General features: G+C 64.8%; 12 protein-coding genes and 1 riboswitch. Of the genes, 7 read left to right on the forward strand and 5 right to left on the reverse strand.

The window, feature by feature from the left end; genetic code table 11:
* Together VNW74_RS25345 and VNW74_RS25350 are read left to right on the forward strand one after the other, a co-directional pair.
* Positions 1–621 (forward strand): SDR family oxidoreductase (locus tag VNW74_RS25345; RefSeq protein ID WP_325681967.1); only part of this gene is annotated, 621 nt, incomplete at its 5' end.
* A complete protein-coding gene (locus tag VNW74_RS25350) occupies positions 618–1,235 on the forward strand; it encodes a helix-turn-helix domain-containing protein (protein ID WP_325681969.1) in 618 nt (205 codons plus the stop codon). The genes VNW74_RS25345 and VNW74_RS25350, both read left to right, overlap by 4 nt.
* Before the next feature lie 36 nt (positions 1,236–1,271).
* Here VNW74_RS25350 and VNW74_RS25355 read toward each other — a convergent pair whose 3' ends face one another.
* Both VNW74_RS25355 and VNW74_RS25360 read right to left on the reverse strand, forming a co-directional pair.
* Positions 1,272–1,661, reverse strand: coding sequence for a DUF393 domain-containing protein (locus tag VNW74_RS25355; protein ID WP_325681971.1), 390 nt, complete (start codon positions 1,659–1,661; stop codon positions 1,272–1,274).
* Positions 1,658–2,137 carry a hypothetical protein gene (locus tag VNW74_RS25360; RefSeq protein WP_325681973.1) on the reverse strand — a complete coding sequence of 160 codons (480 nt, stop codon included), beginning with the start codon at positions 2,135–2,137 and terminating at the stop codon, positions 1,658–1,660. The genes VNW74_RS25355 and VNW74_RS25360 overlap by 4 nt, the downstream gene beginning before the upstream one ends.
* A gap of 147 nt (positions 2,138–2,284) precedes the next feature.
* Between VNW74_RS25360 and VNW74_RS25365 the strand changes: the two genes are divergently transcribed.
* Positions 2,285–4,039 (forward strand): DUF3556 domain-containing protein, encoded by a 1,755-nt coding sequence (locus tag VNW74_RS25365; protein WP_325681974.1) that lies wholly within the window; start codon positions 2,285–2,287, stop codon positions 4,037–4,039.
* Between the two features lie 211 nt (positions 4,040–4,250).
* Here VNW74_RS25365 and metE read toward each other — a convergent pair whose 3' ends face one another.
* On the reverse strand, positions 4,251–6,548 hold the full coding sequence (gene metE / locus VNW74_RS25370) for a 5-methyltetrahydropteroyltriglutamate--homocysteine S-methyltransferase (RefSeq protein ID WP_414686770.1): 2,298 nt from the start codon (positions 6,546–6,548) through the stop codon (positions 4,251–4,253).
* 120 nt (positions 6,549–6,668) lie between these two features.
* A riboswitch (cobalamin riboswitch) is annotated at positions 6,669–6,891 on the reverse strand.
* A gap of 40 nt (positions 6,892–6,931) precedes the next feature.
* Entirely contained in the window at positions 6,932–7,579 is a 648-nt protein-coding gene (locus VNW74_RS25375; protein ID WP_325681978.1) for an SDR family oxidoreductase, read from the reverse strand.
* A 128-nt stretch (positions 7,580–7,707) separates the two neighbouring features.
* Between VNW74_RS25375 and VNW74_RS25380 the strand changes: the two genes are divergently transcribed.
* Complete coding sequence (locus VNW74_RS25380; RefSeq protein ID WP_325681980.1) at positions 7,708–8,856, forward strand: thiolase family protein; 1,149 nt, start codon at positions 7,708–7,710, stop codon at positions 8,854–8,856.
* Entirely contained in the window at positions 8,853–9,641 is a 789-nt protein-coding gene (locus VNW74_RS25385) for a crotonase/enoyl-CoA hydratase family protein (RefSeq protein ID WP_325681981.1), read from the forward strand. Before VNW74_RS25380 ends, VNW74_RS25385 begins: the two co-directional genes overlap by 4 nt.
* A gap of 7 nt (positions 9,642–9,648) precedes the next feature.
* Here the strand turns inward: VNW74_RS25385 and VNW74_RS25390 are convergent, their stop codons facing one another.
* The gene (locus VNW74_RS25390) at positions 9,649–10,302 is read right to left on the reverse strand and encodes a polysaccharide deacetylase family protein (RefSeq protein WP_325681983.1); all 654 of its coding nucleotides are present in this window, start codon (positions 10,300–10,302) and stop codon (positions 9,649–9,651) included.
* Between the two features lie 215 nt (positions 10,303–10,517).
* Here VNW74_RS25390 and VNW74_RS25395 point away from each other — a divergent pair, with 215 nt between their 5' ends.
* Together VNW74_RS25395 and VNW74_RS25400 are read left to right on the forward strand one after the other, a co-directional pair.
* Positions 10,518–11,087, forward strand: a complete 570-nt coding sequence (locus VNW74_RS25395) for a helix-turn-helix domain-containing protein (protein WP_325681985.1) — start codon at positions 10,518–10,520, stop codon at positions 11,085–11,087.
* Entirely contained in the window at positions 11,084–12,925 is a 1,842-nt protein-coding gene (locus VNW74_RS25400; RefSeq protein WP_325681987.1) for an alpha/beta fold hydrolase, read from the forward strand. The genes VNW74_RS25395 and VNW74_RS25400 overlap by 4 nt, the downstream gene beginning before the upstream one ends.
* The last annotated feature ends 27 nt before the right edge of the window (positions 12,926–12,952 follow it).

Raw genomic sequence — 12,952 nt, forward strand, 5'->3', positions numbered from 1 at the left:
ACCGATGAACTCCGGGCGGCCGGCCGCGTCGAGCCATTGGTCGCCAATCTGCGTGATCCCGAATCAGCTCAGCGGATCGTCGCGGCAGCGGTCGACGCCTTCGGTGCGGTGCACGGGTTGGTCAACAACGCCATCGCCACCAACGAACCCAAGGCATTCGTCGACATCACCACCGAAGACCTGGCGCTGGGTTACGACGTCGGTCCACGCGCGACCTTTCTTCTCATGCAGGCCGTGCACCCGTTGATGGTCAATCAGGGCGGCGGGTCGATCGTCAACCTCGGCTCAGGGACCGGCACCGGCGGGGAACCGAAGTGGGGCGGATACGCGGCCGCCAAGGAAGGCATCCGCGGCCTGTCGAAGGTCGCCGCCCTGGAGTGGGGGCGTGACAACATCCGGGTCAACGTCATCTGCCCGTTCGCCGAGTCCGACGGCGTCAAACTGTGGAAGCAGTTCGCGCCTGCCGACTACGCGAGGGCGGTGGGACGCGTCCCGATGAAGCGTATCGGCGATGTTCGCACCGACGTGGGCGCGCTGGTGGCGTTTCTGCTGAGCACCGACGCGACGTTCATCACCGGGCAGACCATCCAAGTCGACGGCGGAATTGGTTGCTTCCGATGACCTTTCCCACCAGACGAGAGTCGCTGCGAGATCGGCAGCGCGCACAGATCAGGGCCGACATCCGCCGCGCGGCGTTCCGGCTGTTCATCGAACACGGATACGACGCCGTGACAACGGAGGAGATCGCCGCGGCCGCGGGCGTTTCCCCGCGCACCTTCTTCCGGCACGTGCCAACGAAGGAGGAGGTGCTGTTGGCACCGGTTCGACACGGCGGCACCGCAATTGTCAATCTGCTCGAACAGCGGCCCACTGCGGAGTCGCCCGACGTCGCGCTGATCAACGCCATCATCACGCGAACTCGCTCATTCGACGCGGCCGACATCGAAGAGTGGCGTGAAGCCCTGCTGGTCGCCCCCGATGTGCTCGGCAAGCTGACGATGGTGACAGCCGCCGACAAGGAGCGGGCGGCAAAGCTGGTCGCCGCCCGCATGGGCGCCAACCCGGATACTGATATGCGCCCGGGTCTGCTGGTCCAACTCGCCTTTGCCGCGGGAGATTACGGCTTTCAGCGGTGGGTGCGGCAATCCAGCAATCGCCGACCGCTGGATCGCTATGTCACCGAAGCCCTTGACGCGGTCAAAAGTCCGCACTGGCAACGGAAGCGCGCTTCATGAAATCCAAGGACAACGGACCGGTGCCCGCCTTCTAGCTCAGCACGCGCTGGGATGTGACTCGCAGTACGGGGTGGTCCCCGGGAAGCGATACCGATGCGCGACCACCCATCGGTACACGGCATCCTCGATGAAGCGAATACCGGGAATCCGATAAATCACCAACGGGATTCGGGTCCCCATGGCCGCCGATAGTGCTGCGTTGGCGGCCTCCGCGCCGGAATAGACGGTGCCGGAGGAATCCAGCCAGCGGACCGATTCCAGCAGGCTTGTCGGTGCGATACCGAGTCGTTGTGCGGCGCCGGGACTTTGTAGAGTCTCGGTACGCAGCTTTCCGGTTCGATCCATCTTCAACAGCAGATTCCTTGACCGAGTGCACATTCCGCAGGCTCCGTCGAAGAACAGTGTTCCTACCGGTTCGGTAGTCATGGTGCGACGCCTTGCCGCGGTCGCGGGCACATTACCGAAGCCTCGTGGACTGACCGGCGTGCCCGGATGCCGGCGATCGCGAACACAATGCCGGTGCCGATCTCGGCCAAGGCGGAGAACCAGGAGAACCACGTCACGTTGATGTGCGGCGACGAGATGAAGCTGTCCTGGTAGCCCGGCAGGAAAGTCGGCAGCAGGTGTGCGTAGGTGAATACCCCGGCGCTGCCGAACCCGACCGCGATCGCGGCTTCCGGCGCCCACTGGCGTTGGGGCCGTCGGGCGAGTGCCATCGCGACTGCGACGGCGACGAATAGCCCCTGTATCGCACCGCCGACCATGATGAATGGCGGCGACGCCGACATGCCGCGGCGCAGATGGTCCAAGCCGTGGATGCCGAATCCGATGACGAATGCTATTGCGGCCCAACGGAGAATCTCGGCGCCGTTTTCGCGTCTTGGCGAAATCTGATCGATCATCGCGGATCACCGTCCTCGATGCAGGCGGGTGAGGAGAATTTGCCTGCTCAACTACCGTTGTACTACTACGACACGTAGTAGTCAAGGCCGGATGTTGTTCCGCTGAACCCGGACAATTGGGCTAGAACACGTTCTAATCTTGCCGCCATGGGATTTCTCAAACAGGACACTCCGCAGATCAACTTCGAGGAGTGGAGCAAGGGCACCCGCGCAGAGAAGATCATCCCGATGGCCCGGCACTGGGCGGAGGTCGGCTTCGGCACCCCGGTAGTGCTGCACCTGTTCTACGTCGTCAAGATCGGCCTCTACATCCTGGCCGCCTGGCTGTTGGCGCTGACCACAAACGGCGTTAATGGCTTCACCAATGTCGCGCATTGGTACGCCGAGCCGATCGTGTTCGAAAAGGTCGTGCTCTACACCATGCTGTTCGAGGTGGTCGGTCTGGGCTGTGGCTTCGGACCGCTGAACAACCGCTTCTTTCCGCCCATGGGCTCGATCCTCTACTGGTTGCGGCCCGGCACCATCCGGCTGCCGCCGTGGCCGGCTCGCATACCTTTCACCAAGGGAGATGCGCGCACTGCCGTCGACGCGCTGCTATACGGCGCACTGCTGGTGCTGCTCGTCATCGCGATCTTCTCCGACGGCACCGGGCCGCTGCCTGCGCTGGGGACGACAGTGGGAGTGCTGCCGGCGTGGCAGATCTGGGCGGTACTGGGCGTCCTGGCCGTGCTGGGTCTGCGCGACAAGGTCATCTTCCTGGCCGCCCGCGGCGAGGTGTACGCGTCATTCACGGTGGCTTTCCTATTCGCCGGCTACGGCGTCGACATGATCCTGGGCGCGAAATTGGTGTGCCTGGTGATCTGGCTCGGCGCAGCAACATCCAAGCTCAACAAACACTTTCCGTTCGTCATCTCCACGATGATGAGCAACAATCCGATCTTCCGGCCGCGGTTCATCAAACGGGCATTCTTCGAACACTTCCCCGACGACCTGCGTCCGGGCCGGCCGTCACGCTGGCTCGCGCATTTCAGCACCGCGATCGAGGGACTCGTGCCGCTGGTGTTGTTCTTCAGTCACGGCGGGTGGCCCACCGCGATTGCCGCATTCGTCATGCTGTGCTTCCACTTTGGCATCCTGTCGTCGATTCCGATGGGGGTGCCCCTGGAGTGGAACGTCTTCATGATGTTCAGCGTGCTGGCGCTGTTCGTCGGCCACGCGTCGGTCGGGCTGGGCGACCTGACGACACCGCTGCCGATCCTGCTGTTCGCCGTCGTCGCGGGCACGATCGTGACGGGAAATCTGTCGCCGCGCAAGGTGTCATTCTTGCCGGGCATGCGCTATTACGCGGGCAACTGGGACACCACGCTGTGGTGCATCAAGCCGTCGGCCGACGAGAAGATCGCCAAGGGCGTCGTTGCGATCGCCAGCATGCCCGCCGCCCAGCTGGAGAAGTTCTACGGCAGCAAGGCAGCCGCGCAGATCCCGATGTATATGGGATATGCGTTCCGCGCCTTCAACACTCACGGTCGAGCCCTGTTCACCCTGGCGCACCGCGCGATGGCCGGCCACAACGAGGACGACTACGTCCTCACCGATGGTGAGCGACTTTGCAGCACCGCCATCGGATGGAATTTCGGTGACGGGCACTTCAGCAATGAGCAGTTGGTCGCGGCCCTGCAGAAGCGCTGCCACTTCGAGCCAGGCGAAGTGCGGGTGGTGATGCTCGACGCCCAGCCGATCCACAAACAGACCCAGCAGTATCGGCTGGTGGACGCCGCCACGGGCGAATTCGAACGCGGCTACGTGCGGGTGGCCGACATGGTGACCCGCCAGCCCTGGGCGGACGACGTGCCGGTCCGGCTGCTGAGCGTCCCGTCGGTCGGGGCGCCCGGGGCCGACTAATCCAACTGCCCGCCCAGTTCTAGGGTGACGCGTATGGCGCTGATCGAGTACCACGCTCGTCGCGCCGTAGACAAGCTCGGTAGAAATCGACGGTGTCGTGCACCGTGGGTTCGCACCAGACTGGAGTTCGTCCGAAGCTACGACGTCAGTGGTTGAGCAGATGCGAGAAGCCCACCGCTAGCAGCCACCGCGCCGGCACGGCAGCGAAGGGCTAGGCGCCGGCCCGGACTTCCTTGGTCGCCGCGACCAGGTTGGTCAGTGACGCCGTGACCTCGTCGGGGTTGCGGGTCTTCAGGCCGCAGTCGGGGTTGACCCAAAGCCGCTCGGCCGGAACCGCTTTCAGCGCGGCGCGCAGCGAGGTGGCGATCTCGTCGGTGCTGGGCACCCGCGGCGAATGGATGTCGTAGACACCCGGCCCGACGCTGTTGGAGAACCCGATCGAGTTCAGGTCGTCGAGCACCTCCATGTGCGAGCGGGCCGCTTCGATCGAGGTGACGTCGGCGTCCAGGTCGGCGATCGCGCCGATCACCTCGCCGAACTCCGAGTAGCACAGGTGAGTGTGGATCTGCGTCGAGTCCGACACCCCGGAGGTGGCCAGCCGGAACGAGCCGACGGCCCAGTCCAGGTAGGCCGCCTTGTCGGCGTCGCGTAGCGGCAACAGTTCCCGCAGCGCGGGCTCGTCGACCTGGATGACGGCGATGCCGGCCGACTGCAGGTCCACGGTCTCGTCGCGGATGGCCAGCGCCACCTGGTTGGCGGTGTCGGCAAGCGGCTGATCGTCGCGGACGAACGACCACGCAAGGATCGTGACCGGCCCGGTGAGCATGCCCTTGACCGGCTTGTCGGTCAGCGACTGCGCGTATTTGGCCCACTCCACCGTCATCGGGTGCTGGCGGGTGACGTCACCGTAGAGGACCGGCGGCCGTACGCAGCGGCTGCCGTAGGACTGCACCCAGCCGTTCTTGGTGGCGAAGAAACCCTCCAGCTGCTCGGCGAAGTACTGCACCATGTCGTTGCGTTCCGGCTCGCCGTGCACCAGCACGTCCAGACCCAGCTGCTCTTGCAGCTTGATCACATCGGCGACCTCGGCCTGCATCCGTCGGGTGTACTCGGCCTCGTCGATGTCACCGGCGACCAGCGCGGCGCGGGCCTTGCGGATCTCGACGGTCTGCGGAAACGATCCGATCGTGGTCGTCGGCAGCGGCGGCAGGTGTAGCCGCGCGTTCTGGGCGTCGCGGCGTTCGGCGGCCGGCCCGCGGTGAGTGCCCGATTTGGTGATCGAGTCGATCCGAGCACGGACCTGGTTGTTGTGCAGACGCGGGTCCCTCTTGCGGGAGGCGACGGCCGCATTGGACGCCGCGATTTCGTCGGCCACAGAGGCTCGGCCTCCAAGGTCGCTGCGCAGCGCACGTGCCAACGTGGCCACCTCGTGCACCTTCTCGGCGCCGAATGCCAGCCAGCTACGCAGCGCGTCATCCAGGTCGGTTTCGGGCTCCAGCGAGTACGGCACGTGCAGCGTCGAGCACGACGTAGAAACTGCCACGGCATCCGCGCTTCCCAGCAGCGCGGCCAATTTGCTCAGCGCTGACTCCAGGTCGGTGCGCCAGATGTTGCGGCCGTCGACGATCCCGGCCACCAGCGTCTTGCCGGCTAATCCGGAAACCGACCCCACCGCGGTGTCGGCGCCGTAGACCAAGTCGACACCGATCGCCTCGATGGGTGTGCGGGCCAGCGCTGGCAGGGCGGCACCAGGGTCGCCGAAGTAGGTGGCGACGTGGATCGCCGGGCGGTGGTCCACCGAGCCCAGCGCGCTGTAGACCCGTTCGGCCAGCGCCGGAGCGTCGGCAGAGATATCGGTGACCAGCACCGGCTCGTCGAGCTGTACCCACGCGGCGCCGTTGTCGGCGAGCTTGCCCAGCAGGTCGGTGTACAGCGGGATCAGCTCGTCGATCCGCTCGATCGCGGCGCCCGCGCCGTCAACCGCCTTGCTCAACAGCAAAAAGGTGATCGGACCGATGATCACCGGACGCGCGGGGATGCCTTGGTCGGCAGCCTCTTTGAGCTCGGCGAGCACCTTCTCGGGGTGCAGCGAGAACTTCGTGTTCGGCCCGATCTCCGGGACGATGTAGTGGTAGTTGGTGTCGAACCACTTGGTCATCTCCAGCGGCGCGATGTCCTGGGTACCGCGGGCGGCCGCAAAATAGCGCTCCAAATCGTCGGCGACGCTTTGCACTCGGGCCGGCAGTGCGCCCAGCAGGACGGCGGTGTCGAGCATCTGGTCGTAGTAGGAGAAGGTGTTCACCGGCACCGAGTCCAGGCCGGCCGCGGCCAGCTGAGCCCAGGTGTCCCGGCGCAGGGTGGCGGCCACAGATTCCAGCTCCGATCGGCTGGTCCGGTGCGCCCAGTAGCCCTCGGTCGCCCTCTTGAGTTCCCGGCGCGGGCCGATGCGCGGGGAGCCGGTGACGGTGGCGGTAAATGGTGTAGCGGTCACGAGTTGTCGTCCTTCAATCGACGGGGTGATCACCGCCAGCGGACGTCAAGCAGACCAGGTTGCCGTGTGCCGCCAGCACACTCCTGCAACCAGGTCAGCCGTACGCCCATTCCACGAGGCGATGAGCCGCCAGGCGCGGCGCGCCCGGCACAGCCGGCAGGTCTTCGGACTCGCAGGCGTGCACCGAGTGGTGCTCCTACTGGCCGTCGCTTCCCGGTCTCGGTTCTTTCTGAGACCAGTGCTTATTGACGGCGGTCGTTCCTGCATACCGCTGCGGGACAGTCCCGGACTTCCACCGGGTTCCCTCTTACGAAGCACACCTAAACATGCTTCGCTCGATGCCGACATCACCCTTGTAAGCCACCTGGGACGATGCCGGCAAACCAGCTACGTCGTGCAGATTACCCGGCGGCCAGCGCCTCGGCGATGGGCAGGTCGCCGTTGTTGAATTCGATGGTCCGGCGGATCGTTGAAGAATCTTCGTGCAGCGCGGCGGCTGCCACCAGAGCGACGTCCTCCCGCGACACCGCACCCTTCCCAGCGCCGAGGGCGATCCGACCGGTCGCCGGTTCGAGGGTAAGGCGGCCGGGCCCCAGCACGGTCCAATCCAGGTCGCTGTCTCGAAGGTGGGCGTCGGCGGCCGCCTTGGCCTCGGCGTAGGGGAAGTACGAATTGTCCTCCGCTACGCCGTGGTCCGGTCCCGCGCCGAAGTACGACACCATGACGAAACGTCGGCTGCCGGCCTGGCGGGCAGCGTCGATCACCCGGATCGCGGCGTCGCGGTCGACGGCGTAAGTGCGGGCCGGGTTGCCGCCACCGGCCCCGGCGGAGAACACCACCGCGTCGTGCCCGGCGAGTAGCTCGGCCAGGGCGTCGGTGTCGAGTGTCTCGATATCCGCGACGACCGGACGGGCACCGGTGGCGGCGACGTCGTCGGCGTGGGCGGGATTGCGGAAGACCGAAGTCACCTCGTCGCCCCGCTCGGTCAAGATGCGAGCCAGCTGCAAAGCGACCTTGCCATGGCCGCCGATGACGACAATGCGCGACATGCTTCTCGACGTTACCCGGCCCCCTGGACCTCACGGGGGCAGCCGTAGCCGGGCCGACTACCAACCGGCTGGTCGGGACTGCTAAGAATCAATACAGAGCATTTAAGTCTCATCGAAAGGACAATCCGATGGCTGAAGCCGTAATCGTCGAGGCGGTGCGTTCACCGGTTGGCAAGCGCAACGGCGGCCTGTCCGGTGTGCACCCCGCCGACCTGTCCGCGCAGGTTCTCAACGGACTCGTTGAGAAGGCCGGCATCGACCCCGAGATCGTCGACGACGTGATTTGGGGATGCGTCATGCAGGCCGGCGAGCAGGCGCTCGACATCGGGCGGACCGCGTTGCTGACCGCGGGCTGGCCGGAGACCGTTCCCGGTGTCACCGTCGACCGTCAGTGTGGGTCCAGCCAGCAGTCGATCCACTTCGCCGCCGCGGGCGTGATCGCCGGCCATTACGACGTCGTCGTCGCCGGCGGTGTGGAGTCGATGTCGCGGACTCCGATGGGGGCCTCTCTGGCCAACGGCGGTAGGCCGTTCTCGCAGGCCTTCCTCGACCGGTATGACGGGGCAATCCCCAACCAGGGCATCGGCGCGGAGATGATCGCCGAGCGGTGGGGGTTCGACCGGATCGCGCTCGACGAGTTCTCCCTCGGATCTCACGAAAAAGCGGCTGCCGCACAGGATTCCGGTGCATTCGACGACCAGATCGTGGCCATCAAAGATCAGGATGGCACAGTTGTGCTCAAGGACGAAGGCATCCGCCGGGGCACGCCGATGGAGAAGATGGCGCAGCTGAAGCCCGCCTTCAAGGAGGACGGCGTGATTCACGCCGGCAACTCCAGTCAGATCTCCGACGGGTCGGCAGCGTTGCTGTTCATGTCGGCGGAGAAGGCGAAGTCGTTGAAACTCAACCCGATCGCCAAGGTGCACACCGCCACATTGGCCGGCGCTGACCCGGTGATCATGCTGACCGCGCCGATCCCAGCGACCCAGAAGGCGCTGAAGCGTTCCGGACTGAAGCTGGAAGATATTGGGGTGTTCGAAGTCAACGAGGCGTTCGCGCCGGTGCCATTGGCCTGGTTGAAGGACATCGGCGCTGACGAGAAGAAGCTCAACCCCAACGGCGGCGCGATCGCACTCGGCCATCCGCTCGGCGGGTCCGGTGCCCGGATCATGACAACGCTGCTCTACCACATGCGGGACAAGGGAATTCGCTACGGCTTGCAGACGATGTGCGAGGGCGGTGGCCAGGCCAACGCCACCATCGTGGAGCTGCTGTGACCGAATCTGCGGTGCTCACCGAGCGCCGGGGCAACGTTCTGGTCATCACGATCAACCGGCCGGAAGCGCGTAACTGTGTGAACGGTGCCGTCAGCATCGGTGTCGGCGACGCGCTGCAGCATGCGCAGGACGACGCCGACGTGCGGGCAGTCGTCATCACCGGCGCCGGCGACAAATCCTTTTGCGCGGGAGCAGATCTCAAGGCGATTTCGCGCCGCGAGAATCTTTATCACCCCGACCACGGCGAATGGGGCTTCGCCGGGTACGTTCACCACTTCATCGACAAGCCGACAATCGCGGCGGTCAACGGGACCGCGTTGGGCGGTGGCACCGAACTGGCCCTGGCCAGTGACCTTGTGGTGGCCGAGGAACGCGCGAAGTTCGGTCTGCCGGAGGTCAAGGTCGGACTGATCGCCGGGGCCGGCGGGGTGTTCCGCATCGTGCATCAGCTGCCACACAAAGTGGCAATGCAGATGGTGCTGACCGGTGAGCCGATCAGCGCGGCCGAGGCGGCCAATTGGGGACTGATCAACCAGGTTGTCCCGGATGGCACGGTGCTGGAGGCCGCGCTGGCCCTGGCCGAGCGGGTCACCGTGAACGCCCCGCTTTCGGTGCAGGCCAGCAAGCGGATCGCCTACGGTGCCGACGACGGCGTCATCCCCGACGAGGAACCCGCCTGGGCGCGCACCGTACGCGAGTTCGGGACGTTGCTGAGCACCGAGGACGCCAAGGAAGGCCCGTTGGCGTTCGCGGAGAAGCGCCAGCCCGTCTGGAAGGGGCGCTGACTGGCAGTCAGACCGGCATCAGGTGGTCGACAGAGCTGACGATGCGGCCATCGATGATCGGCACGCATTCGTCGGGCAGCTCGACGGTCATTGCCGCCCCGCTGCGATCCAGTTCGTCGAGAAAGCGTGGTAGCTCATCCATGGCCCCGGACGCCACGTCGTGGATTACGACCACGGTGTGTTCTCGCGCCCGGACATCGGCGAGCGCCCGGTCTACCCAACCGGTCGGATCCGCCCAATCGCGCGGCACGCTGTTCCATAACACGCAGGTGTGCTTCCCGCTAACCAGGTAATCGACCGCAGTGCGGTTGAGGCACCTCCGGTCGAGCTGCCCCTCGGTGCCCCATGGGCGGAAGAGGAAGTTCTCGCCGAGAAATTCTCGTAAAACGCTGTGCGCCGTGGCGATTTCGGCGATGGTTTCCTGCTCCCGCAGTTCGCCGAGTGGTTGGCCGTGAGTCAGCGAGTGATGGCCCACCTGGTGACAATCCTGAACCATTCGGGTGAGCAGGGCGCGCGCAGCTGCGTCTCCGTCTACGCGGTTGGCGACGACGAAGAAGATCGCCCGGAGCGATCGCTCAGCGAGGATGTCGAGCACTTGGTCGGTCACACCGGGCGTCGGTCCGTTGTCGAAAGTGAGGGTGACCCGTCTAGCTCGCGGCACAGCGTGGATTGACCTCTCTTACTCCGACGCCGAGGCGCTCGGCCCTCCCCTCCGGGGACGAGTGCGTCAACTGGCAACGCTAGCTCTGAGATGTTGCCATAATGGTGCTAACTGATCGATCAGTCAGTTACTCTAGCCTGGCCTACCGACAACAGACAACGGAGACTTCGTCGACCACGCCCGAGCCGAGTCCATCCGCTGCGCCAAACGCCCGAATGCGTATCCTCGCGGCGGCTTTCGCGTGCTTCTGCGAGTTTGGCTACGAGAAATCCTCGATGAAGCGGATCGCGGCGCGCGCCGGTGTCTCGCAACCCCTGCTTCACCACCACTTCGGCACCAAAGAACAGCTGGTCGAGTCGGCGATTGGCAAGATGGCCGCTGACATTTTCTCAACGGCATTCGACCAGTTACCGCAGCGCGGATCTGTCGCTGAACGACTCGATGCTGCAAAAGAACTGCTGTACGCGTTGTTCGTGAACAATTTGCTCGCCGCGACCTTCACGGTGGAATTCGCCGCGGCGGCAAACCACAACGAGTCCCTCAAACAAGCCTATTTAAATTACCAGCAAACCCAACAGCGGCAGGTCGCGCGCTTCGTCGAAGATCTGGCTCCCGGAGCAGAGACCGACTTATCCGTCGGGCTCATCGAGACATTCCTCCTCGGGATGGCGATGCGCCGCCCCTTCACCACCGACCAAACCGCATTCCGGGCCGAGTTCGACGCCCACGCTCAACTGTTGATCAACCATCTCATCGCCCAAGGAACGGAGGATTCGGCGCCATGACGACCGTCCAGCCGGAAAGTGCGCTTGAGTCCCCAGTGGACGCGAGCATCGCGGGCAGCAAAGGCAAGCCCCTCTTCCTGAAACGCTACGAGCATCCGAACGCCCAATACGCGCTGGTTCTGGTGCATGGCACCGCGGGCTACAGCGCGGCCTACCACGATTTCGCCGAGCAATTCCGGCGACATTTTCCTGCGACGGTCTGGGCCTTCGACTTGACCGGCCACGGGCGCACCCCCGGCCCGCGAGGCGTCTTCACCTTCGAAGACTTCCTCGAGGACGTTCGGGCTGTGTCGGAGCACGCCGCCGAACGCACCGGCCTTCCGGTGGTGCTGCACGGTGCCAGTCAGGGCGGCGAAATTGCGTTCCACGCGCTCGCCCGGTGCCCGCGGGTGGCCGGCGCCGTGTGTATGAACATCTTGCTGAACGACGAGCTGCAGATGAACCGGGCGATTCGAATTGTGCGTTCGGAGGCCGTGGATCGTCTGGCTCGACGTCTAGGCGACCGGATTCGGGTACCGCTACGCCGGGTCATCGACTTCAAAGCTGCCTACCAGGAGGACCCAGATTTATTGCCTGAGAAGCTGACTGACCCGCTCAACGTCTGGTCCTACGGCTTTAAGAGCTACCACTCCGTCTTCAACTACAAGCCGGGTGAGCCTTCCGCGGCCAATACCAAGCCCGTCCTTCTCGCCTGTGGCGAGAAGGACGAGATCGTCGACCCCGACCATGTCCGGGCCTGCTTCGAGCGCATCGGCGGGCCGAAAGACCTGTTTGTGATGCCTGGCGGTGGACACCAGCTCATGCTCTTCGAGACCGACCTGTATAGCCGGGTTGTCGACTCATGGATCCGTGAGCGCGTCTTAGGTCGAGCGCGTTCGTGGACGGCGCCGCTCGACGTCGAAGAGCGGACTTACTTTGACTTCTTGGACCGCGAGCGGCGCAGCGAGGCCAGCGGCGAGCCGGATTACCACTACTCCTGGCTGGACAAGCTCCTCACCAGAGTCCACAACGGCACGATCGAACGCGGTGTGCGCTACTTCGCCCAGGCCCAGGCCAGCGCGCACTGGCGGTTCACCGAACAGCTGGTCAGCAAAATCGACTACGCCGCTTGGCCATTCCTGCGAGATTACTTACCCGAGTCGGCGCGAACCGAGCCTGCGCGGATGGCGGTGGTCGGCTGCGGCAGCGGTGAGTCGATCCGCGGTTTGTCTGAGGTGGCGCCCGAGCTTCGGGACTGGGAGATCGATGGCTTCGACGTCGACTACAGAGCCATCCGGGCAGCGCGGCGGTCCTTCGCCGACGTCGCAAGCGTTCAATTCCATGTCGGGGACATCCGCGATCAAAACGTGCTGCCCAGCGATCAATTCGACGTAATCTACATGCACGGAATACTCGACCACTGTGGCGAGCACCGCGCGATACTGGCGAATGTCTATCGAGCGCTCAAACCCGGCGGGCGGGTGTTTTATGTGGCACCGGACCGCAACCTGTACACCTGGCTGGCCTTCGTCACCGTCGGCCCGTTGTTCGTGTCCGGCCTGTACAAGTCGATTCACGACTTTCGCCGGTTCGCAAGACCCGCCGAACTTTCCAGACTCCTCGAAGATCTCGGTTACCGGCCATTGCGCAGGCTTGGGGCGTCCCGGGGGCCGGCCATCGCCGGGCTTGAATACACGACCAAGCTGAACCTGTTTTCCCTGCGGCGCGCATATCACAAGCACAACCTTGCCGGCTTCACGCTCGTACTGACCAAGCCGCGAAGCTGGCTCGGTGGCGGATATTTGGGCGAATACGTGGGCGCGGCGGAAAAACCCGTTGCGGCACTAATCAACTCGTGATCCCGACTTCGCTTCGCTCGGTATCGT

The sequence above is a fragment of the Mycobacterium sp. genome (genome assembly GCF_035570115.1).
In the GTDB taxonomy this organism is placed as follows: domain Bacteria; phylum Actinomycetota; class Actinomycetes; order Mycobacteriales; family Mycobacteriaceae; genus Mycobacterium.

Bases quoted from the DNA above. Each gene is read 5' to 3' on its own strand.
- VNW74_RS25350 (WP_325681969.1), top strand. From the start codon at position 618: ATGACCTTTCCCACCAGACGAGAGTCGCTGCGAGATCGGCAGCGCGCA.
- VNW74_RS25355 (WP_325681971.1), bottom strand. From the start codon at position 1,661: ATGACTACCGAACCGGTAGGAACACTGTTCTTCGACGGAGCCTGCGGA.
- VNW74_RS25360 (WP_325681973.1), bottom strand. From the start codon at position 2,137: ATGATCGATCAGATTTCGCCAAGACGCGAAAACGGCGCCGAGATTCTC.
- VNW74_RS25365 (WP_325681974.1), top strand. From the start codon at position 2,285: ATGGGATTTCTCAAACAGGACACTCCGCAGATCAACTTCGAGGAGTGG.
- VNW74_RS25375 (WP_325681978.1), bottom strand. From the start codon at position 7,579: ATGTCGCGCATTGTCGTCATCGGCGGCCATGGCAAGGTCGCTTTGCAG.
- VNW74_RS25380 (WP_325681980.1), top strand. From the start codon at position 7,708: ATGGCTGAAGCCGTAATCGTCGAGGCGGTGCGTTCACCGGTTGGCAAG.
- VNW74_RS25395 (WP_325681985.1), top strand. From the start codon at position 10,518: ATGCGTATCCTCGCGGCGGCTTTCGCGTGCTTCTGCGAGTTTGGCTAC.
- VNW74_RS25400 (WP_325681987.1), top strand. From the start codon at position 11,084: ATGACGACCGTCCAGCCGGAAAGTGCGCTTGAGTCCCCAGTGGACGCG.